The sequence below is a fragment of the Streptomyces sp. NBC_00353 genome (genome assembly GCF_036108815.1).
In the GTDB taxonomy this organism is placed as follows: Bacteria; Actinomycetota; Actinomycetes; order Streptomycetales; family Streptomycetaceae; genus Streptomyces.
Map to the genome: position 1 here is coordinate 7,484,013 of NZ_CP107985.1, position 23,135 is coordinate 7,507,147.

The window sequence follows — 23,135 nt, forward strand, 5'->3', positions numbered from 1 at the left end:
TAGCTCAATGGGCAGAGCATCAGGCAAGCCCGTCGCCGACTCCTGATCTCGGGCGCCCCTGCGCTGTGCCTTCCCTCAATGAATTCGGGGGAATTCACCATGGCGCGCTTCAACGTCCGTACCACCAAGGCGAATACGGCTTCGCCCGTGAAGTCGACCGGGCACACCGCGCCCACCGGTCAGGGTGGCCGTGGACATCTCCGGGACAACCGTTCCGAACTCTTCCTGCTTGCCGTCGCCAATTTCGTCTCGCAGCAGACCTTTTACGAGAATGCCGAGCAGCGCGACAGCCGATTCGCCACCCTGGTACGCATCCTTGCGGTGGGCGACCCCGACTGGACCGCCGGACTGCTGGGATGGCTGCGCCGCGACGGCGGGATGCGGACCGCGGCGATCGTCGGCGCCGCCGAGTACGTGAAGGCCCGGCTCGACGCGGGGGCCGAGGACGGGCCGTCCAACCGGCAGGTCGTCGACTCCGTCCTGCTGCGCGCCGACGAGCCCGGTGAGCTGCTGGGGTACTGGACCTCGCAGTACGGCCGTACCGTGCCCAAGCCTGTCAAGCGAGGGATCGCCGACGCCGTACGCCGCCTCTACAACGGCAAGTCGCTGCTGAAGTACGACACCGCGTCCAAGGGCTACCGCTTCGGCGACATCCTGAACCTGGTGCACGCCGCGCCCGACCCGGAGAAGACATGGCAGGGCGAGCTGTTCCGCTATGCCCTCGACCGCCGGCATCACCCGGACGCGGCGGTTCCGCCCTCCTCGAACCGCACCCTCACCGCCCACCGGGCGCTGATGGAGCTGCCGTCGAGGAGCGGCGGGCCGTGATCACCGCGCCGGACGGGGCGGACCGGCTGGCCGCAGCGGGCATGACCTGGGAGGCCCTGGCGGGCTGGCTGCAGGGTCCGATGGACGCCGCGGCATGGGAGGCGGTCATTCCGTCGATGGGGGCGATGGCGCTCGTCCGCAATCTGCGCAATTTCGACGAGGCGGGCGTCTCGGACGAGATCGCCGCGCAGGTGGCGGCGAAGATCTCCGACCCGGCCGTGGTCGCCGCATCGCGGCAGTTCCCGTTCCGCTACCTCGCGGCGTACCGGCACGCTCCGTCGCTGCGCTGGGCGTACCCGCTGGAGCAGGCGCTCGGCCACTCCCTCGCGAATGTTCCGGCGCTGCGGGGGCGGACGCTGATCCTGGTCGACCGCTCGGGCTCGATGTGGTCGCCGCTCTCGGACCGTTCGCAGCTGAACCGGGCCGATGCCGCCGCGATCTTCGGTGCGGCGCTCGCGCTGCGGGCCTCCGATGCCGATCTGGTGGAATTCGGTACGAACAGCGCACCCGTGGCCTTTCGCAGGGGCGAGTCCGTGCTGAAGATCCTGGACCGGTTCGGTGATCTCGGTGGGACCAACACCGCGGAGGCGGTCCGCCGGCACTACCGCGGCCACGACCGGGTGCTGATCGTCACGGACGAGCAGGCGTCGTTCACGTACTACGGGGATGCCACCGAGGCCGTCCCGGCGAGTGTGCCCGTGTACACCTGGAATCTGGCCGGATACCGGGTCGGGCACGCCCCGTCCGGAAGCGAGAACCGCCACACCTTCGGGGGTCTTTCGGACGCCGCATTCCGCATGGTGCCCCTGCTGGAGGCGGGGCGGGACGCCGACTGGCCCTGGATGCGCTGATTACGAATCCGGCATCAGTGGGCCCCCAGGAGTGGTCGGGCATGGCGTCGGGCGTCCCGGAGGCGCATACTCAACGTAATGAAACAGTCAGCCGGATCCCGGCGTCACCTGCCTTCCAGTCCCTTCAACCGCCCGGCCCAGGCGGCCCCACCGGTCGAATGCTTCGATGTGGGCGACAGGGTGTCGCACGACCAGTTCGGACTCGGTCGAGTCCTCGCTGTCGAGGGCGACAACGACGCAGTGCTCATCGACTTCTCGGGGCGACAGGGGAGGATCCTGAGCCCGTACTCCAAGCTGACCAAGCTCTGAGAGGGACGACGAGCGTACGAAGCGTCCGTCCCGCATTCCCCTTCCGGGGCACCTGCAGATCCAGCAGGTGCCCCGGAAGCCATTTCAGGAGCGGGCTCCAGGAGTGCGCGGAGCGACCTTCTACAACGCCTGGGCGGCGGGCTTGACCATGCCGCGAACCGTGCGCGACTTCACGAAGTCGCCCATCGCCGTCATTTCCCACTCGCCGGAGAACTGCTTGATCAGCTTCGCCATCATCACGCCGGTCTGCGGCTCGGCGCCGGTCAGGTCGAAGCGGACCAACTCCTCGCCGGAGGTCGCGTCGATCAGCCGGCAGTAGGCCTTGGCGACCTCGGTGAACTTCTGGCCGGTGAACGAGTTGACCGTGAAGACCAGCCCCGTCGCCTCCGGGGGGATCCGGCCCAGGTCCACGACGATCACCTCGTCGTCCCCCGCGCCCTCGCCCGTGAGGTTGTCGCCGGAGTGCTTGATCGCACCGTTCAGGATGGAGAGCTTGCCGAAGTAGCAGCTGTCCAGGTGGTTCCGGTTGGGGCCGTAGGCGATCACCGAGGCGTCGAGGTCGATGTCCTTGCCGCGGAACGCGGGTTCCCAGCCCAGCCCCATCTTGACCTGGGAGAGCAGCGGGCGGCCGCCCTTGACCAGGGACACCGTCTGGTTCTTCTGGAGGTTGACCCGGCCCTTGTCGAGGTTGATCTTGCCGGAGCCGGCGGGTGCCGGAGCGGCGACGGGCGGGGCCGCCGGAGCGGCGACGGGTGGGGCCGTGGGCGCGGCGGTCCGCGGGTCCACGGGGGCGGCGGCAGGCATGGGGGGTACGACCGGGGCGGACGGTGCGGCGGGCTCCTCGACCGAGACGCCGAAGTCCGTGGCGATGCCCGCCAGCCCGTTGGCGTAGCCCTGGCCGACCGCTCGGGCCTTCCAGGCGCCGTTGCGCAGATAGACCTCGATGACCACGAGCGCCGTCTCGGCGCCGAGACGGGGCGGGGTGAAGGTGGCGAGCACACTGCCGTCGTCCGCGTTGCGCACGGTGGCGGTGGGCTCGATGCCCTGGAATGTCTGACCCGCCGCGTCCGGGCTCGCCGTGACGACGATCTTCTCGATGCCGGGCGGCACCGCGGCGGTGTCCACCACGATCGCGTCCGGCGCCGTGCCGCCGCCGGAGCGGTAGGTCACGCCGGGGCCGGTGGGCTGGTTGTAGAAGATGAAGTCGTCGTCGGAACGCACCTTGCCGTCGGCGGTGAGCAGCAGGCCCGAGACGTCGAGCCGCACCGGGGCGGCGACGTCCACCGCCACGCGGGCGGTGGAGAGAGGGATGTTCGAGCCGGGGGTCATAGCGGTCATGCCCGGGGTAACGAACGACCCGGCTTTGCCGTTCCCTTACCTTCGGCCGCCTTCGGACGCCCCGGGCGCGCCCGGTCGGGACGCGCCCGGCCGGGTACGAGCCCGTCAGTACGGCCAGATCGGCGGATGGGTGACGAAGTGGCCGCCGAGGTGGGCGTGGTCCGGGTTGTCCGGGTCGAGTTCGCCGTGTTCCGCGACGAGCTTCTCCGCGTACTGCTCGGAGTCGTCCTGCGGCTCGTACCCGAGCGACCGGGCCGTGGTCAGGTCCCACCACAGGCGGGTGTTGTCGGAGGAGCCGTAGACCACGGTGTGGCCGACCTGGTCGGCGGTGAGCGCCGCGTGGAAGAGCCGGGCGCCGTCACCGGGGCTCATCCAGACCGACAGCATCCGTACGGACGTCGGTTCCATGAAGCAGGAGCCGATGCGCACGGAGACGGTCTCCAGGGCGTGCTTGTCCCAGTAGAGCTGGGCGAGGTCCTCGCCGAACGACTTGGAGAGGCCGTAGAAGGTGTCGGGGCGGCGCGGAGTGTCGATCGGGATCAGCGGGTCGCCGGGGAGGGGGCGCGGGGTGCAGCCGATCGCGTGGTTGGAGGAGGCGAACACGATGCGCCGGACGCCCTCCTCGCGCGCGGCCTCGTACAGGTTGTACGTCCCCTCGATGTTGGAGTGCAGGATCTTGTCGAAGGAGGCTTCCAGTGAGATGCCCGCGAGGTGGATGATCGCGTCGACGCCGCGCACGGCCTCGCGCAGCGCCTCCTTGTCGCCGAGGTCGGCCGTGATCGCGCCCGGCTCGCCCTCGATGGGGGTGACGTCGAAGAGGCGGAGCTCGTAGCCGTACGCAGGCAGCAGGCCGCGCATCAGGGTGCCGAGGCCGCCGGCGGCGCCGGTGAGCAGGACGGTGCGGGGAGCGGGCATTCGCTGATCTCCTCGGTACATACGCGCGACACATCAAATCCATGGACGACATTCACATGCATGGACAAACTAAGAAGTGAGGGTGTGGCGCGTCAAGTGGTGCGCACCCCTGGTGCAGGGGTGCCGTCTCCGCCCTGGCGCTCCTCCATGGTGCAGGTACTCGTCTTGACCTGCCCCGCGTGGCTGCCTTAACTTGGTGGCGTTCATGAATATGGACACCGATCAGAATTGTGCACGCCTGAATCCGCTCAGGGAGCGCCCGTGACCTCAGCCCCCCTTGCCGCCCGACTCACCCATGTCGCCGGGCCGCTCTTCTTCCCCGTCACCGCCTACGGGCCGGACGGCGCTGTCGATCTCGATGCCTTCCGCGCGCATGTGCGCTCCGGCATCGATGCCGGAGCGGCCGCCGTCTTCGCCTGCTGCGGCACGGGCGAGTTCCACGCGCTGACGCCGGAGGAGTTCCGTCTCGTCGTCGCCGCGGCGGTCGAGGAGACCGCCGGGGAGGTGCCCGTCGTCGCGGGCGCCGGGTACGGCACGGCCCTTGCGATCCAGTACGCGAAGCTCGCCGAGGAAGCGGGCGCGGACGGGCTCCTCGCCATGCCGCCGTATCTGGTCCTCGCCGACCAGGAAGGGCTGCTCGCCCACTACACGGCACTGGCCGCGGCCACCTCTCTGGAGACGATCGTCTACCAGCGCGACAACGCCGTCTTCACCCCGGAGACCGTCGTCGCCCTGGCCCGGACACCCGGGATCATCGGTCTCAAGGACGGCTACGGCGACCTCGACCTGATGCAGCGCATCGTCAGCGCCGTCCGCACCGAGCTGCCCGGCCAGGACTTCCTCTACTTCAACGGGCTGCCCACCGCCGAGCTCACCGGGCTCGCCTACCGTGGCATCGGCGTCACGCTGTACTCCTCCGCCGTGTTCGCCTTCGCGCCGGACATCGCCCTCGCCTTCTACCGGGCGCTGGACTCCGGTGACGACGAGTTCGCCAACGCGCTGCTCGACCAGTTCTACCGGCCGCTCGTCGAGCTGCGCGCCAAGGGCCGCGGCTACGCCGTCTCGCTGGTCAAGGCTGCGGTCCGGCTCGAGGGCCTGGAGGTCGGCGAGGTCCGCACCCCGCTCACCGAGCCGCCCGCCGCGCACATCGAGGAGCTGGCCGGGATCATCGAGCGCGGCCGCGCCCTGCTGGAGAAGTACGGACAGGCCAGGACCGCACCCGAGGAGCCCGCAGCATGAAGGCCTCCGCCTTCCTGTACCCGTGGGACATCGTCGGGGACCCGGACGCCGCCGCCCGTGTCGCGGACCTCGGCGTCGGGCAGGTGACGCTCGCCGCCGCCTACCACTCGACCCGGGCGCTGACCCCGCGTCACCCCGGCCGCCGGATCGTCACCGCCGAACACGCCGCGGTGCTGTACCCGGCGGACGCCGGGCGGTGGGCGGGGCGCGAACTGCGCCCGTACGCGCAGTCCTGGGTGGCCTCGGACGATCCGTACGCCGAGGCCGCGCAGGCGCTGACGGATGCCGGTCTTGAAGTGCACAGCTGGGTGGTGCTCGCGCACAACTCCCGGCTGGGCGCCGACCATCCGGACACCTCGGTGGTCAACGCGTACGGTGACCGCTACCCGTGGGCGCCCTGCATCGCACAGCCCGCGGTCCGCGCGTACCTGGTCGAGCTGGCGGGCGAGGCGGCGGTGCGGGGCGGTACGCGCGGCACCGAGCTGGAGTCCTGCGGCTGGTACGGCTTCGCGCATCTGCACGCCCACGACAAGATCGCGGGCGTCGGCCTCGGGGACGCGGCGCAGTACCTGATGTCGCTCTGCTTCTGCCCCGACTGCCGGACCGGATACGGCGAACACGGTGTGGACGCGAATGAGTTGAGCCGGGCCGTGTGCGCGGCCCTGGAACCGGTCTGGGCAGGGTCCGGTTCCTCGGAGGCCGGCTGGTCCGGCGTCGAGAAACTGCTCGGCGCCGATCTCGCCGCCGCCACCCTGGAGTTCCGCGGCCAGGTCGCCCGCACGCTCCAGGAGTCCGCGGTCGCCGCTGTGCGGGCGGCGGCAGCGGAGAACTTCCAGGTGCTGCTGCACGCCGACCCCGCCCCGTACCGCTCCGGTGCGAACGTGGGCGTCGACCCGCAGCACATCCTCTCCGTGGCCGACGGGGTGGTGCTGCCCTGCACCGGCGGTGACGTGGCGCGCGAGACGGTCCTCGGACCGTTCGCCGGCCGGTCCGACCGGGTGATCGCCGCCAACTTCACCGTGGTCGGTGGCATGGGCGGCAGCCCCGCCACGCTGGAGCGCGACGCCGGGCACGCGGCCTCGCTCGGCGCGAACCAACTGCGCCTGTACCACGCCGGGCTGGCTTCCGACCCGGACCTGAGGACCGTCGCCGAAGCGCTGTCACGCCTCGCTCGATGACGGAACCGGATCGGTGGGGGCGGCCGACGGGCGTCCCCACCGATCCGTGATCAGCAGGGCCGCGGTCAGCAGCCCCGCCGCACCGATCAGCGGCAGCAGCACCCGGATGTCCAGCACCGCGATCAGCCCCGCGCCGAGCGCCAGCGCCACCGCGTTCGGCACCATCATCAGCGAGTTGGCGGTCGCCGTCGTACGGCCCAGCACGGCGTCCGGTGTCTCCCGCTGCACCGCCGTCATCGCGGCGATCAGTACACACGGCAGACCCGCCCCGATCGCGGCGCTCGCGATCAGCGCCACCGCGTCGTACGGCAGCGCCCGCACCCCCACCGCCGCCCCGAACAGCGCGATCCCGGCCGCGGTGAACACCCGCTCCGGCAGTCGCCGCAGCAGCGGACCGGCCAGCAGCCCGATCGCGATGGACCCGGCGCCCTGCGCCGCGTACAGCACACCCACGTACGTGGGGGAGTGCCCGAGCCCGTCGTCCACGAGGGCGTACACCGCCGCCCCGCTGAGCCCGGCACAGAGCATCGTCGCCGAACCCGCCAGCACCAGCGGCCGCAGCACCGGAGAGCGCCACACCTGCCGGATCCCCGCGGCTGGTTCGCCACGCCGGTCCGTGCGGACCGGCCGGGCCGGTTCGCTCACCCGCAGCAGCGCGCAGACCCCCGCGGCCAGGGCGAACGACGCCGCGTCGAGCAGCGCCACCGCGCCGCCCCCGAACCGGGCGTACAAGCCGGCGCCGGTCAGCGGCGCGAGGAGCTTCATGCCCTCGGCCGCGATCATCCGGAGTCCGTTGAAGTCGCCGAGCAGCCGGACGTCGACGGTGTGCGCGACGAGCGCCGTCTCGGCCGCGTCCATCACGACACCGCTCACCCCGTAGAGCACGAGGACGACGAAGAGGATCCAGATCCGTTCGGCCGAATCGACCGCGAGCAGCACGGTGAGCAGTCCCGCCATGGTGAGGTTCGCCCGGATCAGCAGCGGTTTGCGGCGCACCCGGTCGGCGAGCGTGCCGAGCGCGGGCCCGATCAGCGAGGGAAGCCACATGGCGAACACGGCAAGCGCCGCCAGGCTGTCCGACCCGGTCAGGGACTTGACCCAGATCCCCGCCGTGAGCCACATCGCGGATGTCCCGAACCCTGTGACGACGACTGCCGCCAGATACAGCCCGGCGTTGCGATCCCGCAGCACCCTGCCCGCCGCCGACCCTGCCATAGCGCTCCCCGAACCCTGGTGACCCGCACGCGTGTTGTGGGACTCATGCTGGCGACTAAGGGCGTATCCGGACATCGGGCAGATGCCTTACATCGAGTTGCCGGAAGTTCTTTCGTCAGAAGCGTTGACGAAACATTTGCACCGGCTCTAGCTTCAACGCGTCGTACTTCGTACGTCATATATGAGACGCGATACGCGAGATGCGAGAGCCCTTCACTCATGACCTTTGCGCCCACCCCGATTCCGTCCCGCACCCAGTACGTGCTGGAGGCGATCAAGCACGCGATCCTCACGGCGCAGCTGAGACCGGGGCAGGCCCTCGTCGAGACCGAACTCGCCGCACAGTTCGGGGTCTCCAAGACCCCGGTGCGCGAGGCGCTCAAGACCCTCGCCGGTACCGGACTCGTCGTGATGAGCCAGTACAAGGGCGTCACCGTGCGGCTGGTCGACGCGGCGATGGCCCGGGAGGTGTACGACGTACGGCTGCTCCTCGAGCCGGAGGCGCTGCGCCGCTCCATCACCCGCAGGGCCTCGCTCGACGCGGCCCAGGAAGCCCTGGAGCGAGCCGATTCGGCCGGTGACAAGGCCGACCGGTCGCTCGCCAACCGGGACTTCCACCGGGCGCTGTACCTGCCCTGCGGCAACCCGCTGCTGGCCCGGATGCTCGACGAGGTCCGCGACCAGGCCGCACTCGTGTCGACGGTCGCCTGGGCGACCATCCCGTCCTGGGAGCGGGAGGCGGCCGAGCACCGGGAGATCCTGCGGCTCGCGCTCGCCGACGACGCGGACGCCGCGGCCGGCGCCCTGCACGACCACATCGCGTCGTTCGTCCGCCGCGCCTTCCCCGAGGGAGCACAGACCGAGGAGGGCGGGGCATGAACCACCAGCACACCGACGAAAGGCCTGTCCGCATGGACCTCACACCGCTGAAGGCGGCCCTGGCAGATGTCGTGGCGATCCCGGTGACCCCGTTCGCCGCGGACGGGACCATCGACACGGCGGCTCATCGCGGACTGCTGCGGCGGCTCCTCGACGGCGGCGTACGCATCCTCACCCCGAACGGCAACACCGGGGAGTTCTACGCGCTCACCCCCGAGGAGCGGCGCACCGTCACCGAACTGACCATCGACGAGGTGGACGGACGCGCCACGGTCCTGGTCGGGGTCGGGCACGACGTGCCGACCGCCGTGGCCGCCGCCGAGCACGCGCGTGACGCCGGTGCCGAAATGGTGATGGTCCATCAGCCCGTGCATCCGTACGTCTCGCAGGACGGCTGGGTCGACTACCACCGGACGATCGCCGAAGCCGTCCCCGGGCTCGGCGTCGTGCCGTACATCCGCAACCCGCAGCTCGACGGGGAGCGTCTCGCCGCGCTCGCCGACAGCTGCCCCAATGTCATCGGAGTGAAGTACGCCGTCCCGGATGCCGCGCGGTTCGCCGCCTTCGCGCGGGACGCGGGCCTGGACCGGTTCGTCTGGATCGCCGGTCTCGCCGAGCTGTACGCCCCTGCCTACTTCTCCGCCGGGGCCACCGGTTTCACCTCCGGACTCGTCAATGTCGCCCCCGGAGTCTCACTCGCCATGCTGGAGGCACTGCGGGCCGGCGACCACCCGTCGGCGATGAAGGTCTGGGAGCAGATCCGCCGCTTCGAGGAGCTGCGCGCCGACCGCCAGTCCGCCAACAATGTGACGGTCGTCAAGGAGGCCCTCGCCTCGCTCGGCCTCTGCCGCCGCGATGTCCGCCCGCCCAGCCGGGTGCTGCCCGAGGAGCGGCGCGCCGAGGTCGCCGACGAGGTCGCCGGGTGGTCGATATGACGCGCGAGGACGGAAGGATCGGCTCCGAGGAGCTGCGCAGTCACCAGTGGTACGGGACGGACGGGCTGCGGTCGTTCAGCCACCGGGCGCGCACCCGCCAGCTCGGATACCTCCCCGAGGAACACCTCGGCAAGCCGGTCATCGCGATCCTCAACACCTGGTCCGACATCAACCCCTGCCACGTCCATCTGCGTGACCGTGCGCAGGCGGTCAAGCGGGGCGTCTGGCAGGCGGGCGGCTTCCCGCTCGAATTCCCGGTCTCCACCCTCTCGGAGACGTTCCAGAAGCCGACCCCGATGCTCTACCGCAACATGCTGGCGATGGAGACGGAGGAGCTGCTGCGCTCCTACCCGGTCGACGGCGCCGTGCTGCTGGGCGGCTGCGACAAGTCGACGCCCGCGCTGCTGATGGGCGCCGCATCGGTCGATCTGCCGACCGTCTTCGTGCCTGCCGGGCCGATGCTGCCGGGGCACTGGCGCAACGAAGTCCTCGGCTCCGGCACCGACATGTGGAAGTACTGGGACGACAAGCGGGCCGGACTCATCGGCGACTGCGAGATGGGTGAGCTGGAGAACGGGCTCGCGCGCTCGCCCGGCCACTGCATGACGATGGGTACGGCATCCACCCTGACGGCCGCCGCTGAGGCGCTCGGTGTCACGGTGCCGGGAGCCTCGTCGATCCCGGCCGTGGACTCCGGGCACGACCGGATGGCGGCGCAGTCCGGACTCCGGATCGTCGAGCTGGTGTGGCAGCAGCGGAAGCTGTCGTCGATCCTCACCGCGGAGGCGTACGAGGACGCGGTCGCCACCGTTCTGGCGCTCGGCGGCTCCACCAACGCCGTCATCCATCTCATCGCGATGGCGGGCCGCTCGGGAGTGAAGCTCACCCTCGACGACTTCGACCGGATCGCCCGCACCGTCCCCGTGCTCGCCAACCTCCGCCCCGGCGGGAAGTACCTGATGGAGGACTTCCACTTCGCCGGCGGGCTGCCCGGGTTCCTGGCCGGACTGACCGACGTACTGCACCTGGACCGGCCCACCGTCTCGTACGACACACTCCGCGAGCAGCTCGACGGGGCACTCGTGCACAACTCCGATGTCATCCGCGACCGCGACAACCCCCTCGCGGAGGAGGGCGGCGTGGCGGTCCTGCGCGGCAACCTGTGCCCGGACGGCGCGGTGATCAAGCACATCGCCGCCGAACCGGAACTGCTGCGGCACACCGGGCCCGCGGTCGTCTTCGAGAACTACCGGGAGATGCAGTACAGCATCAACGATCCGGCCCTGGCCCTCACGCCGGACCATGTGCTGGTGCTCCGCAACGCCGGGCCCAAGGGCGGTCCCGGGATGCCCGAGTACGGGATGCTGCCGATCCCCGACTATCTGCTCAAGCAGGGTGTCCGGGACATGGTGCGGCTCTCCGACGCCCGGATGAGCGGCACCAGTTACGGGGCGTGCGTGCTGCACATCGCGCCCGAGGCGTACGTCGGCGGGCCGCTCGCCCTGGTCCGCACCGGTGACCTGATCACGCTGGACGTCGAAGCGCGACTGCTTCATCTCGATGTACCGGACGAGGAGTTGGCGCAGCGCCGGGCCGCGTGGACGCCGCCGCCCACCCGATACGAGCGCGGTTACGGCGCGCTCTACCACGACCAGATCACCCAGGCCGACCAGGGCTGCGACTTCGCCTTCCTGGCCCGGCAGGGCGAGGTGCCCGACCCGTACGCGGGCTGAACGCCCACCGAGAATTCCGGCGCACCGCACGTTCGGCAGACCGAACGGCATGCGGAAAGCGCTTGCTCAATACATGCACCACCAGCACTCGCACCACCGACACCCGCACTTCCCAAAGAACGGAGACGTGTCATGGCCCAAGCCGCCGCTGTGGCCACACCGCCCAAGGTGCCCCGGCGCCGCTCCGCGAACCCCCGCCGGCTGCCGTATCTGCTGGTCGCCCCCGCGGGGCTGCTGATGCTGGGCTTCATCGCCTACCCGATGATCAGCGTCTTCTACTACAGCCTGCAGAACTACAACGTCACCAAGCCGTGGCGGAACGGCTTCGCCGGCTTCGACAACTTCACCCGGATCTTCACCGAGGACGACCAGTTCTGGTCGACGCTCGGCTTCAGCGCCCAGTGGGTCGTCACCCAGGTCGCGCTCCAGCTGACCCTCGGCCTCGCGCTCGCCCTGATCGTCAATCAGACCTTCATCGGCCGGGGTATCTCCCGCGCCATGGTCTTCTCGCCCTGGGCCGTCTCCGGCGTACTGACCAGCACCATCTGGATCCTGCTCTACAACTCGTCGACCGGCTTCAGCCGCTACCTCGCGGACGCCGGGATCGGCGACTACGGCACCTCCGTGCTCTCCGACACCGGCACCGTTTTCTGGGCCGCGACCGTCGCCGAACTCTGGCGCGGGGTCCCCTTCTTCGCCATCCTCATCCTCGCCGACCTGCAGTCAGTCTCCAAGGAGCTGTACGAGGCTGCAGCGGTCGACGGCGCCGGGCGGCTGCGCCAGTTCTTCCACATCACCCTGCCGCACCTGCGGGACGCGATCATCCTCTCCACGCTGCTGCGCGGCGTCTGGGAGTTCAACAACGTCGACCTGCTCTACACCCTCACCGGCGGCGGACCGGCCGGCGAGACGACCACCCTGCCGCTGTATGTCGCCAACACCGGCATCGAGGGCCACGACTTCGGCTACGCCTCCGCGCTCACCACCGTCGCCTTCGTGATCCTTCTCTTCTGCTCGATCGTCTATCTGCGCCTGAGCAAGTTCGGAGGCGACCACAAGTGACTGCCGCACTCGCCGAGAAGCACACCGGAACCGTCCTGGAACCCGTACGCAACACCGAGCCGCCCACCGCGCACCGCCGCCGCGGGCGTGAGCGCGCCTTCGACGACGTACCGCGCTGGCAGATCTACGTACCACTCGGCATCTATCTGCTCTTCACTCTCGTCCCGTTCTACTGGATGTTCCTCTTCGCCGTACGGCCCACCGGATCCACCTCGCTCGTGCCGTGGCCGATGACAGGGGAGCACTTCTCCAAGGTCTGGACCGAGCGGAGCTTCGCCGTCTTCTTCCAGAACAGCATGATCGTCGGCGTCTGCACCCTGGTCGCCACGACGCTCGTCGCCCTGTCCGGCGGCTACGCCCTCGCCCGGTTCGACTTCCGGATCAAGAACGGCTTCATGCTCGCGCTGCTCTGCTCGCAGTTCATCCCCGGCGCGCTGATGCTCGTACCGCTCTTCGAGATCTTCAAGAACCTGCAGATGATCAACTCCCTCGGGAGCGTCGTCATCGCCGAGACGGTCTTCCAGCTGCCGCTCTCCATCATCCTGATCAGCGGCTTCATCAAGAACGTGCCGGTCAGTCTGGAAGAGGCCGCCTGGGTGGACGGCTGTTCGCGCTTCCGGGCCTTCTGCGCGGTGGTGCTGCCGCTGCTGCGCCCCGGACTGATCGCCGTCGGCTCCTTCGCCTTCGTGCACAGCTGGAACCACTTCCTGTTCGCCCTGATGTTCCTCAGCGAGCAGGACAAGCAGACGATCCCGGTCGGCCTGAACACCCTCATCGGCGCGGACAGCGTCGACCTGGGCGCGCTCGCCGCGGGCGGTGTGATCGCCGCGATTCCCGTGGTGATCGTCTTCGCCTTCATCCAGAAGTGGCTGATCACCGGCTTCAGCGCCGGTGCCGTGAAGGGCTGACAGCCGCCCCGTGGCGCGCTGTCCCCACCCACCCACCCGCACGCCGCCCGGTCGAGGAGGACTCCACGATGACCGCAACCCCACCCACACCCGCCGGACGCATGCGGAGGGCCGGATGAGCACCGTCCAGACGCCCGTCCCGGTCGTCCTCGCCGGCGCACGCGGCCACGGACGCTGGCATCTCGCCAACATTCGCCGCCTCCAGGACCAGGGGCTCGTCCGCCTTGCCGGCATCTGCGAGCTGACCCCGCTGACCGAGACCGAGCTCGCCCCCTTCGTCGGTGAACTCCCGGCCCAGTCAGCCGATTTCGGGGAACTCCTCGACTCCACCGGAGCTCGCGTCGCCGTCGTCTGCACCCCGATCCAGACCCATACCGAACTGGCCCTGACCGCCGCCGCCCACTCCGTCCACCTCCTGCTGGAGAAGCCGCCCGCCGCGACATTCGCCGACTTCGAGCGGATGGTCACCGGCGTGCGGGCGGCCGGCATCGCCTGCCAGGTCGGCTTCCAGTCCTTCGGCTCGCACGCCGTGCCGGCCATCCGCGCACTCGTGGACTCCGGTGCGATCGGCGCCGTGCAGGGCATCGGAGCCGCAGGTGCCTGGGTGCGTGACGACGCCTACTACCACCGGGCGCCCTGGGCCGGGCGGCGCAGGATCGGCACGGCCGACGTCGTCGACGGCGTCCTCACCAACCCCCTCGCCCACGCCGTCGCCACCGCACTCGAACTCGCCGGCAGCGGGACAGCCGACGACGTGGCGTCCATCGAGACCGAGCTGTTCCGCGCCCATGACATCGAGGCCGACGACACCTCCTGCGTACGCATCACCACCACGCGCGGGCTGCCCGTCACCGCCGCCGTCACCCTGTGCGCCGAACAGGCCGGCGAGCCCTACGTCATCGTCCACGGCGACCGCGGCCGGATCACCTTCTGGTACAAGCAGGACCGGGTCCTGATCCAGCGCGCCGGACACGGCCCCGAGGAGGCCGTGCACGGGCGGACCGACCTCCTGGAGAACCTCGTCGACCACCTCGCGGGCCGCGCCGCACTTCTCGTACCGCCGCAGCGCACCGGCGCGTTCATGCGGGTCGTCGAAGCCGTACGCACCGCCCCGGAGCCCGTCGCCCTGCCCTCCGACGCCTGGCACACCGAACCCGCAACAGCCTCCACCGGGGCGCGCCGGGTGGTCCGCGGCATCGACGCCCTGGTCGCGGCGGGCGCCGACACCCTCACGCTCTTCTCCGAACTCGGCGTCCCCTGGGCGCTCCCCACCGAGGTGAGTTCATCGTGACCGCATCATCCGCACTCCTCAGCTGCGCCGGACGCCCCGTCGGCCGCTACACCTACCTGCCCGCCACCGAGGGCCGTCCCTACTTCCACCCGGTCACCACTCTCGCGGGCGTCCCGGTCACCGAGGAGCGCCCGGCCGACCACCTCCACCACCTGGGCACCTCGATCGCCGTCCCGGACGTCGCGGGGCACAACTTCTGGGGCGGACGCACCTTCGTACGCGGCCAGGGCCCCACCGCACTCGACAACCACGGGATCCAGCGCCACCTCGGCTGGAAGCTCCGCGACTCCGACGGCTTCGTCGAGGAGCTCAGCTGGGTGGCGGACGACACCGAGCTGCTGCGCGAGCACCGCACCGTCGCCGTCTCCGAACTCTCCGACACCGCCTGGGCGCTGGACTTCTCCTTCTCGCTCACCAACCGCGGCACCGACGACCTCTCCATCGGCAGCCCCGCCACCAACGGCCGCCCCGGCGCCGGATACGGCGGCTTCTTCTGGCGCGCCCCCAAGGAACCCGCCGCGCCTGCCGTGTTCAGCGGTTTCGGCGACGGCGAGGAAGCGGTCCACGGGCGGGTCGCCGACTGGGTGGCCATGACGGGCGACGGCTGGACCCTCGTCTTCGCCGGCGCGACCGACGAGACCCGGCGCGATCCGTGGTTCGTCCGGACCACCCAGTATCCGGGCGTCGGCTCCTCCCTCGCCGCCGCCGAGCGGCTGCCGGTCCCGGCCGGTGCCACCGTCGTACGCCGCGTGATCACCGTCGTCGCCGACGGCCGGCTCGACCGGGAGACGGCGGCCGCGTACGTACGCCGGGCGGTGACCGCGTGAGCCGTCCCTGGACCGCCGACCTCGGCGACGGCACCTACCGCAACCCGGTCCTGAACGCCGACTGGTCCGACCCCGACGTCATCCGGGTCGGTGACGACTTCTACCTCACCGCGTCCAGCTTCGGCCGGGTCCCCGGACTGCCGCTGCTGCACTCCCGCGACCTGGTCAACTGGTCACTCGTCGGTCATGCCCTCGACCGCCTCGAACCCGCTGCCGACTTCGCCGTACCCCGCCACGACTGCGGGGTGTGGGCGCCGTCCCTCCGGCACCACGCCGGCCGGTTCTGGATCTTCTGGGGCGATCCCGACCACGGCATCCAGCAGATCAACGCCGAGTCGGTGCGCGGCCCGTGGAGCACCCCGCATCTCGTCAAGGCGGGAAAGGGACTGATCGACCCCTGCCCGCTGTGGGACGAGGAGACCGGCGAGGCCTACCTCGTGCACGCCTGGGCGAAGTCGCGCTCCGGCATCAAGAACCGGATCACCGGCCACCGGATGAGTCCCGACGGGCGCGAACTCCTCGACGAGGGCAAGACCCTGATCGACGCCGATCCGATCCCCGGCTGGTTCACCCTCGAAGGCCCCAAGCTCTACCGGCACGACGGCGAGTTCTGGATCTTCGCCCCGGCCGGCGGGGTGACCACCGGCTGGCAGGGGGCGTTCCGGTCGCGTGAGTTCTTCGGACCGTACGAGGAACGGGTCGTTCTCGCCCAGGGACGCACCGACGTCAACGGACCGCACCAGGGCGGCTGGGTTCGAACCGCAGCGGGTCAGGACTGGTTCCTTCACTTCCAGGAGCGCGGGGCGTACGGACGGGTGGTCCACCTCCAGCCGATGCGCTGGGGAGCGGACGGCTGGCCGGTCATCGGTGACGACGGCGAACCCGTCCGCGCACACGCCAAGCCGGTCGCCCCCGAGCAGCCCGTCGAAGCCCCGGCGACCAGCGACGAATTCCCGGGCGGGCGGTACGGCAGGCAGTGGCAGTGGATGGCGAACCAGCGGCCCGGCTGGACCGTCGAGCACGCCGGGGACGGGCTGCGGCTCAGCTGCGTACGGACCGCGTACGCGCACGACCTGCGGGCCCTGCCCAACGTCCTGGTCCAGCGGCTGCCCGCCGAGACGTTCACCGTCGAGGTCGAGGCGGTCCTCGGCAGCGACGAGACCGGGGCCAAGGCGGGGCTGGCCGTGCTCGGCGACGCCTTCAACTGGATCGGCCTCGAACGCGCCGAGGACGGCGGGATCCGCCTCGTGCACCGGTACGCCGAGACGGTCGCCGAGCACGAACGGGACGCCGAGCACAGCCGCCCGGCGCCCGACGGACGGGCCCGGCTCCGGATCGAGGTCACCGCGGGCGCCCGCTGCCGTTTCTTCGCCGACACCGGCGACGGGACCGGGTTCCGGGCCTCGGGGCAGCCGTTCGCCGCGACTCCATGGCGTTGGGTCGGCGCACTGCTCGGCCTCTTCGCCACCGCACCGGCCGGAAAGGGCCCGGCCGGGACGGCCGGCTTCACCGGTTTCCGCATCACCGACCGAACCGCACCAGAACCGACAGAACCCAGAGAGAAGAGCCGACCATGAACATCTCGAAGACACAGCGGGGACGCGTCGCGGCAGCGATGTCCCTCGCGACGGTGCTCGCCCTCACCGCCACCGCCTGCGGGGACGACGGCAGCGGGGCGGCAGGCGCCGAAGGCAGCGGCAAGGGCAAGATCGTCTTCTGGGACAACAACGGCGGTGTCCGCACCGACATCTGGAAGGAGATCATCGCCGACTTCGAGAAGAAGTACCCGAAGATCGACGTCCAGTACGTCGGGGTGGCCGCCCCCGAGGCCCAGTCCAAGTACGACAACGCCATCCAGGGCGGCGGTCTGCCGGACGTCGGCGGCGTCGGCGCGGCGATGCTCGCGGGGATCGCCGCCCAGAACGCCCTGGAGCCGCTGGAGGACCGGGCCGCCAAGTCCTCCCTCGCCGGCAAGCTGAACGAGAGCATGGTCGAGTCGGTGAAGTCGGCCGGCGGTTCCGACAAGCACATGTACAACGTTCCGATCTCCGCCAACAACGGTGTGCTGTACTACCGCACCGATCTGTTCAAGAAGGCGGACCTGGCCGAGCCGACCACCTGGGACGCGTTCTACGCGGCCGCCGACAAGCTCACGGCCGCCAAGAAGAACGAGTTCGGCTACACCATCCGCGGCGGCGCCGGCTCCATCGCGCAGGCGATGGACGCGATGTACGGGCAGTCCGGCATCACGTCCTTCTGGGACCCGAGCGGTGAGAAGACCACGCTCAACGACCCGAAGAACGTCGAGGCGCTGGAGAAGTACGCGGCCCTCTTCAAGAAGGTCACCCCGTCCGCCGACCTCAACAACGACTTCATCAAGATGGTCGCCCAGTGGGACTCCGGCACCATCGGCATGCTGAACCACAACCTGGGCTCCTACCAGGACCACGTGAAGGCGCTCAGCACCGACAAGTTCCGCGGCATACCGCAGCCCACCGGCCCCGGCGGCAAGCGGGTGCAGGTCTCCAACCCGGTCGACGGCCTCGGCCTCTTCAAGACGTCCAAGAACAAGGAGGCCGCCTGGAAGTTCATCGAGTTCGCCGCCTCCCACGAGGCGAACTCGAAGTTCAACGAGACGGCGGGCCTCATTCCGGCCAACACGGAAGCGTCAAAGGACGCCTGGATCTCCGAGGCCGAGCCGACCAAGCTCGCCGCCCAGGCCCTCACCGACGGTTCCACCACCATCGTCCAGCTCCCGTACTACCTGCCCGACTGGAACACCATCAGCAAGGCCGACAACGAGCCCGAGTTCCAGAAGGTGCTGCTCGGCAAGACCACCGCGAAGGCCTTCCTGGACAAGATGGCCGACGAGCTGAACAAGGCCCAGGCGGAGTGGAAGGAACAGAGCAAGAGCTGACACGGGACGACCGTCACGTCACGGCCGACACCCCCGACGACCGGGGCCGGCGGCGGTCCGGGTCGCGCCCCGCCGCCGGTTCCTCGCTCCCACGCGCTCCCGCTCCGCACGTCTTCCCGCACATCTCCTCGCGCGTCCGCCCGCACCTCTGCCACGCGCTCCCTTCCGCACGCGCCACCTTCGCCATACGTCTACGACCGAAGGAATCGCCATGCCTGTACGCACGTGTCATGCTCGCGCCATTGCCTTGGTGATGGGCTGCGCCTCGCTCGCCCTCGCCGTCTCCGTCCCTGCCCAGGCCGCCCCCCGTCACCGGGGCATCGAGCGTGCCGTGCTCCCGGCCGGCGACGGCTGGGCCGCCTCGGACGGCTCCACGACGGGCGGCTCCCTGGCGACCCCCGACCACGTCTACACCGTCACCGACCGGGCCGAGCTCGTCGCGGCCTTCGAGGACGCGGGCGACGCACCGAAGATCGTCAGGATCGCCGGGACCGTCCACGGCAACTCCGACGCCGAAGGCACGCCCATCGGCTGCGAGGATTACCGGACCGACGGCTACACCCTGGACAAGTACCTTGCCGCCTACGACCCGGCGACCTGGGGCAAGGAGCTCCCGTCCGGCCCGCTGGAGGATGCCCGCGCCGCCTCCGCCGCCCTGCAGAAGGCCGCGGTCGAGGTCCAGGTTCCCTCCAACACCACGCTCGTCGGCGTCGGCGAGGACGCCACCGTCATCGGCGCCAGCCTCCAGGTGAACAACGTTTCGAACGTCATCGTCCGCAACATCACCTTCGAGGACACCTACGACTGCTTCCCGCAGTGGGACCCCACCGACGGGGCGACCGGTGCCTGGAACTCCGAGTACGACAACCTCGTCGTCACCGGCTCCAGCCATGTCTGGGTCGACCACAACACCTTCAGCGACGGCGACCGGCCCGACGCCGACCAGCCGCGGTACTACGGCGAGCTCTTCCAGCAGCACGACGGCCTCTTCGACATCGTCCGCGGCTCCGACCTGGTCACCGTCTCCTGGAACGTCCTGAAGAACCACGACAAGACCATGCTCATCGGCAACAGCGACAGCGCCGCCACCGCGGCGATCGACCGCGGAAAGCTCCGCGTCACCCTGCACCACAACCTCTTCCAGGACCTCAAGGAACGTGCACCCCGCGTCCGTTTCGGCGCCGTCGACTCGTACAACAACCACTTCGTCGCCACGGCGGGTGCCGCCTACGGCTACAGCTACGGCGTGGGCATGGAGTCCCGGATCGTCGCCGAGCACAACGCCTTCACCCTCGCGTCGCAGGTCGACCCGGCGACCATCCTGAAGAAGTGGAAGGAGTCCCCGATCACCGCCGGGGACAACTACGTGAACGGCCGCAGGACCGACCTGATCGCCGTCCACAACGCGGGAGTTCCCGCCGAGCAGCTCACCCCGGGCGCCGGCTGGACCCCGGTCCTGCGCACCAGGATCGACAAGCCGCGCGCCGTCCCGGGCATCGTCGACCACGGTGCCGGAGCCGGAAAGGGCTGCTGACCGGTAAAGGGCTTGCATGGGCTTACGATCCGTCAACTCGACGAGGCAGTACACGGATCCCCTCGGCAGGGCGGTCGCACGACACGGAAAGCGGTTACCATGCCGCCGTCGTTTCCATCGACCACACCTGTACGAGGGGACTCCGCGTTGCGCCACAAACTGCTTCCCGCCCTGTTCTGTACCGGTCTCGTAGCCGCCACCAGCCTGCTCACCGGCACGGCTGCCACCGCGGCCGGCACCACCTCGTCGGCCGCCGGGGCGTCGGCCGAAGTCACGGACGTACGTGAGCGGCTGGACCGCATACCGGGTCTCACGGTCGTCTCGCAGACCGCCAAGGAGGGCTTTCCCTACTACACGCTCACCCTGACCCAGCCGATCGACCACCGGCACCCGGCCCGCGGCACGTTCGAGCAGCGCTTCACGCTCTGGCACAAGTCCGAGACCGCACCGATGGTCCTCTACACGGGCGGCTACTCGCTCGCCACCTCCACCCGTGAGATCACCACGCTCCTCGGCGCCAACCAGGTCAGCGTCGAGCACCGCTACTTCAGCCAGTCCCGCCCCGCGACGGTCGACTGGGGCGACCTGAACGTCTGGCAGGAGGCGAGCGACGAACACGCCGTCGTCCAGGCCCTGAAGACGATCTACGGCGCCAAGTGGCTGGGTACGGGCGCGTCGAAGGGCGGGATGACGCAGGTCTACCACGAGCGCTTCTTCCCGGAAGACCTGGATGCCGTCGTCGCGTACGTCGCACCGAACGACGCGAACAACAACGACGACAGCGGCTACGAGAAGTTCTTCCGGACCGTCGGCACGCCCGAGTGCCGGGCCGCCCTGAACGCCGTGCAGCGCGAGATGCTGGTCCGCCGGGAGCAGATGCTGCCGCGCTTCGAGACCACCGCCAAGGAGCAGGGCCTCACCTTCCAATACCTCGGATCGGCCGACCGGGCCTACGAGTTCTCCGTGCTGGACCAGGTGTGGAACTTCTGGCAGAGCGGTACGTACACCGACTGCCCGACGATCCCCGACGCGAAGACCGCCACGGACGACGAGCTGTACACCTGGTCGCTGGGGCACGGACTGAGCCCGTACGCCGACCAGGGCAACGGCGCCGAGGGCAGCGGACCCTACTACCGACAGGCCGCAGCCCAACTCGGCTGGGCCGACCTGAAGTTCAAGCATCTGGCGGACGTCCGTCACTACCCGGACATCTACCAGCCCAACTCGGTGCTGCCCGCCGACATGCGGGTCGGCTACGACGGCAGCACCATCAAGGGCGTCGACCGCTGGGTCGCCACCCGTGGCGAGCGGATGATGTTCGTCTACGGCCTGAACGACCCGTGGAGCGCCGAGCGATTCAAGCCGAGCAAGCACGACTCGATGCTCTTCGAGGCGCCCAACAGCAACCACGGCGCCCTGATCTCCAAGCTGCAGCCTGCCGACCGGGCGAAGGCGGAAGCGGCCGTGAAGCGGTGGGCGGGCCAGTGACGGCCCGCCCACCGCGACCGGTCGGGCAGCACGGTCAGTCGTAGCTGATGTCCGAGGCGGAGTGGCGGCAGTACGTGTCGTGCGGGCCGCTGCCCGTCTCGGTCGGCTTCCTCGGGGCGGGGGAGCATTGCGCGCTCTTGGTCGCCGCCGCCGGAGGAACGGTTGCCGGGTTCCGGGACGATTCTCGTGTCAGTGGTCGGACGTGAAGTCGTCGCCCACGGACACCCGCTGACCGGTGGAGCGGGCGGCGTTCGCGGTGAAGTGGTCGCCGTCCGCGCTCCGGTCGCCCTCCGCGTGGTTGTACTGGCCGGCGAACATGTGCGTACCGACCGGCACCGTCCGTCCCGGCTTCAGCGTCCACCGGTAGACGAGGTAGCCGCCCTTCTCCTGCGCCGAGACGGTGAAGTCCCGCTCCGGCAGGGAGCGCCAGGAGCCGGTGGTGTCGACGCCGCCGGTCTGAGCGATGCGCAGCTCGACCGTGAGCGAGGAGAGCGGCTGTGTCGTCCTGAGCGTCACATTGCTCTGCGCCCAGTAGGCGTTGCTGTGCGGGTCGACGGCGCCGTCCGCCCACAGCGGCCCGTCCTCGGTACGCGGCTCGGGTACGCGACCCGGCACCGCCGGGGCCGGGGCCGAGGCGGACGGGACCGGGGAAGCGGCCACCTGCCCGCCCCGCGTCTGCCCGCCGCCCGCCGAAGCGACGGCGTACGCCCCGACGGCCAGCACACCGCAGACCGCCGCCGTCGCCCCGATCACCCGCAGCCACGGCAGCGGACCCGGCGGAGTACGGGCGGAGGGAGCCTCTGCCATCCCTCGTTCGACCCGGGCCAGCATCCTCTCCCGGTCGGGCCGGTGCGCCTCGGCAGCCGCACGCAGCCGCTCACGCAGCTTGTCGTCCATCAGTGCCTTCCTCCGCCGCGCTGCGCCGCGACAGCCACCTGCACCTGCGCGGCGGGCGTATCGGGACCGAGCAGCCGCTGCAGCTCCGCCACGGCGCGCGAGGTCTGGCTCTTCACCGTGCCCACCGATATCCCCAGCACCAGCGATGTGTCCCGCTCCGACAGGTCGAAGGCGTGCCGCAGCACCACGCACGCCCGCTTGCGGAACGGCAGCCTGCGCAGCGCCCCCTGTACGTCGACGACCGTCGACACATCCGGATCGTCGACCCCGTACCCGTCCCCGCTCCCGCGCGGCGCCGAGAACAGGGCGATCCTGCGACGCTCGCGCACGGCGCTGCGGATCCGGGTCCGGGCGAGGTTCGCGACGACGCCGCGGGCGTACGCGACGGGATGGTCGGCCTTCCTGACCCGGTCCCAGCGATGCCAGAGCGCCAGCAGCGCATCGGCTGCCAGATCGTCCGCGGCGTCGGCCTCGCCGGTCAGCAGATGGGCGAGCCGGGCGAGTTCGGCGTAATGGGCTTCGAAGAACTCATGGAACTCGGCGGCAGCGGCATCGTCGACGACTGTGCCCACGGGTACCTCTCTGTGCACTCGTTCCCTGTACGCGCGTTGTCCCGCTGTGTACGTTCCCCGGTACCGCTCGCGGGGCGCGGGCGGGGCGCGAGCGTACCAGCGCACCCCGGAAGCGCTTCGACTCGGGTGCGTGACCCCAGTAAGGCGTAACACAGCGAAAACCTGAAGACCCCGTGTCCGAAGGAACAATCCAGCTACCCACCGAGGGACCTTCACGCA

19 protein-coding genes and 1 pseudogene are annotated in these 23,135 nt (G+C 70.2%); 15 read left to right on the forward strand and 5 right to left on the reverse strand.

Annotation, left to right across the window (positions count from 1 at the left end; all coding sequences use genetic code 11):
* The first annotated feature begins 99 nt into the window (after positions 1-99).
* A pseudogene (locus OHA88_RS33735) lies at positions 100-1,679 on the forward strand (TROVE domain-containing protein).
* A gap of 78 nt (positions 1,680-1,757) precedes the next feature.
* Positions 1,758-1,988, forward strand: a complete 231-nt coding sequence (locus OHA88_RS33740; protein WP_014156926.1) for a hypothetical protein — start codon at positions 1,758-1,760, stop codon at positions 1,986-1,988.
* Between the two features lie 120 nt (positions 1,989-2,108).
* Here OHA88_RS33740 and OHA88_RS33745 read toward each other — a convergent pair whose 3' ends face one another.
* Both OHA88_RS33745 and OHA88_RS33750 read right to left on the reverse strand, forming a co-directional pair.
* On the reverse strand, positions 2,109-3,326 hold the full coding sequence (locus OHA88_RS33745) for a TerD family protein (protein ID WP_328628275.1): 1,218 nt from the start codon (positions 3,324-3,326) through the stop codon (positions 2,109-2,111).
* A gap of 105 nt (positions 3,327-3,431) precedes the next feature.
* On the reverse strand, positions 3,432-4,241 hold the full coding sequence (locus tag OHA88_RS33750; RefSeq protein WP_328628276.1) for an NAD-dependent epimerase/dehydratase family protein: 810 nt from the start codon (positions 4,239-4,241) through the stop codon (positions 3,432-3,434).
* Positions 4,242-4,502: 261 nt separating this feature from the next.
* On the opposite strand from OHA88_RS33750, the gene OHA88_RS33755 reads away from it, so the two are divergent.
* Positions 4,503-5,480, forward strand: a complete 978-nt coding sequence (locus OHA88_RS33755) for a 5-dehydro-4-deoxyglucarate dehydratase (protein WP_328628277.1) — start codon at positions 4,503-4,505, stop codon at positions 5,478-5,480.
* On the forward strand, positions 5,477-6,658 hold the full coding sequence (locus tag OHA88_RS33760; protein WP_328628278.1) for a hypothetical protein: 1,182 nt from the start codon (positions 5,477-5,479) through the stop codon (positions 6,656-6,658). Before OHA88_RS33755 ends, OHA88_RS33760 begins: the two co-directional genes overlap by 4 nt.
* On the opposite strand, the gene OHA88_RS33765 is transcribed toward OHA88_RS33760, so the two are convergent.
* Positions 6,641-7,873 (reverse strand): MFS transporter, encoded by a 1,233-nt coding sequence (locus OHA88_RS33765; RefSeq protein ID WP_328628279.1) that lies wholly within the window; start codon positions 7,871-7,873, stop codon positions 6,641-6,643. The two genes, OHA88_RS33760 and OHA88_RS33765, sit on opposite strands and share 18 nt — an antisense overlap.
* A gap of 219 nt (positions 7,874-8,092) precedes the next feature.
* Here OHA88_RS33765 and OHA88_RS33770 point away from each other — a divergent pair, with 219 nt between their 5' ends.
* The 11 genes from OHA88_RS33770 (at position 8,093) to OHA88_RS33820 (ending at position 21,447) form a co-directional block, all read left to right on the forward strand.
* Positions 8,093-8,752, forward strand: a complete 660-nt coding sequence (locus OHA88_RS33770) for a GntR family transcriptional regulator (RefSeq protein ID WP_030974630.1) — start codon at positions 8,093-8,095, stop codon at positions 8,750-8,752.
* 32 nt (positions 8,753-8,784) lie between these two features.
* Entirely contained in the window at positions 8,785-9,687 is a 903-nt protein-coding gene (locus OHA88_RS33775; RefSeq protein ID WP_328629856.1) for a dihydrodipicolinate synthase family protein, read from the forward strand.
* Positions 9,684-11,420, forward strand: coding sequence for an L-arabinonate dehydratase (gene araD, locus OHA88_RS33780; protein WP_328628280.1), 1,737 nt, complete (start codon positions 9,684-9,686; stop codon positions 11,418-11,420). The genes OHA88_RS33775 and araD overlap by 4 nt, the downstream gene beginning before the upstream one ends.
* Positions 11,421-11,552: 132 nt before the next feature.
* Positions 11,553-12,482 (forward strand): carbohydrate ABC transporter permease, encoded by a 930-nt coding sequence (locus tag OHA88_RS33785; protein ID WP_267005802.1) that lies wholly within the window; start codon positions 11,553-11,555, stop codon positions 12,480-12,482.
* A complete protein-coding gene (locus OHA88_RS33790) occupies positions 12,479-13,390 on the forward strand; it encodes a carbohydrate ABC transporter permease (RefSeq protein WP_267005803.1) in 912 nt (303 codons plus the stop codon). Before OHA88_RS33785 ends, OHA88_RS33790 begins: the two co-directional genes overlap by 4 nt.
* 115 nt (positions 13,391-13,505) lie before the next feature.
* Positions 13,506-14,681, forward strand: a complete 1,176-nt coding sequence (locus OHA88_RS33795; RefSeq protein WP_328628281.1) for a Gfo/Idh/MocA family protein — start codon at positions 13,506-13,508, stop codon at positions 14,679-14,681.
* A complete protein-coding gene (locus OHA88_RS33800) occupies positions 14,678-15,508 on the forward strand; it encodes a PmoA family protein (protein WP_328628282.1) in 831 nt (276 codons plus the stop codon). The genes OHA88_RS33795 and OHA88_RS33800 overlap by 4 nt, the downstream gene beginning before the upstream one ends.
* Entirely contained in the window at positions 15,505-17,085 is a 1,581-nt protein-coding gene (locus OHA88_RS33805) for a glycoside hydrolase family 43 protein (RefSeq protein ID WP_328628283.1), read from the forward strand. The genes OHA88_RS33800 and OHA88_RS33805 overlap by 4 nt, the downstream gene beginning before the upstream one ends.
* Positions 17,082-18,425 carry an ABC transporter substrate-binding protein gene (locus tag OHA88_RS33810; protein ID WP_328628284.1) on the forward strand — a complete coding sequence of 448 codons (1,344 nt, stop codon included), beginning with the start codon at positions 17,082-17,084 and terminating at the stop codon, positions 18,423-18,425. Before OHA88_RS33805 ends, OHA88_RS33810 begins: the two co-directional genes overlap by 4 nt.
* A gap of 211 nt (positions 18,426-18,636) precedes the next feature.
* Positions 18,637-19,959, forward strand: coding sequence for a pectate lyase family protein (locus tag OHA88_RS33815; protein ID WP_328628285.1), 1,323 nt, complete (start codon positions 18,637-18,639; stop codon positions 19,957-19,959).
* 147 nt (positions 19,960-20,106) lie between these two features.
* Positions 20,107-21,447, forward strand: coding sequence for a S28 family serine protease (locus OHA88_RS33820; RefSeq protein WP_328628286.1), 1,341 nt, complete (start codon positions 20,107-20,109; stop codon positions 21,445-21,447).
* 189 nt (positions 21,448-21,636) lie between these two features.
* Here the strand turns inward: OHA88_RS33820 and OHA88_RS33825 are convergent, their stop codons facing one another.
* A complete protein-coding gene (locus OHA88_RS33825; RefSeq protein ID WP_328628287.1) occupies positions 21,637-22,344 on the reverse strand; it encodes a hypothetical protein in 708 nt (235 codons plus the stop codon).
* On the reverse strand, positions 22,344-22,916 hold the full coding sequence (locus OHA88_RS33830; protein ID WP_328628288.1) for a SigE family RNA polymerase sigma factor: 573 nt from the start codon (positions 22,914-22,916) through the stop codon (positions 22,344-22,346). The genes OHA88_RS33825 and OHA88_RS33830 overlap by 1 nt, the downstream gene beginning before the upstream one ends.
* Positions 22,917-23,135: the final 219 nt, after the last annotated feature.

What these genes read in the sequence shown, in the direction of transcription:
- OHA88_RS33740 (WP_014156926.1), top strand. Translation starts at nt 1,758, where the DNA reads ATGAAACAGTCAGCCGGATCCCGGCGTCACCTGCCTTCCAGTCCCTTC.
- OHA88_RS33745 (WP_328628275.1), bottom strand. Translation starts at nt 3,326, where the DNA reads ATGACCGCTATGACCCCCGGCTCGAACATCCCTCTCTCCACCGCCCGC.
- OHA88_RS33750 (WP_328628276.1), bottom strand. Translation starts at nt 4,241, where the DNA reads ATGCCCGCTCCCCGCACCGTCCTGCTCACCGGCGCCGCCGGCGGCCTC.
- OHA88_RS33760 (WP_328628278.1), top strand. Translation starts at nt 5,477, where the DNA reads ATGAAGGCCTCCGCCTTCCTGTACCCGTGGGACATCGTCGGGGACCCG.
- OHA88_RS33765 (WP_328628279.1), bottom strand. Translation starts at nt 7,873, where the DNA reads ATGGCAGGGTCGGCGGCGGGCAGGGTGCTGCGGGATCGCAACGCCGGG.
- OHA88_RS33770 (WP_030974630.1), top strand. Translation starts at nt 8,093, where the DNA reads ATGACCTTTGCGCCCACCCCGATTCCGTCCCGCACCCAGTACGTGCTG.
- OHA88_RS33775 (WP_328629856.1), top strand. Translation starts at nt 8,785, where the DNA reads ATGGACCTCACACCGCTGAAGGCGGCCCTGGCAGATGTCGTGGCGATC.
- araD (WP_328628280.1), top strand. Translation starts at nt 9,684, where the DNA reads ATGACGCGCGAGGACGGAAGGATCGGCTCCGAGGAGCTGCGCAGTCAC.
- OHA88_RS33785 (WP_267005802.1), top strand. Translation starts at nt 11,553, where the DNA reads ATGGCCCAAGCCGCCGCTGTGGCCACACCGCCCAAGGTGCCCCGGCGC.
- OHA88_RS33795 (WP_328628281.1), top strand. Translation starts at nt 13,506, where the DNA reads ATGAGCACCGTCCAGACGCCCGTCCCGGTCGTCCTCGCCGGCGCACGC.
- OHA88_RS33810 (WP_328628284.1), top strand. Translation starts at nt 17,082, where the DNA reads ATGAACATCTCGAAGACACAGCGGGGACGCGTCGCGGCAGCGATGTCC.
- OHA88_RS33815 (WP_328628285.1), top strand. Translation starts at nt 18,637, where the DNA reads ATGCCTGTACGCACGTGTCATGCTCGCGCCATTGCCTTGGTGATGGGC.
- OHA88_RS33825 (WP_328628287.1), bottom strand. Translation starts at nt 22,344, where the DNA reads ATGGACGACAAGCTGCGTGAGCGGCTGCGTGCGGCTGCCGAGGCGCAC.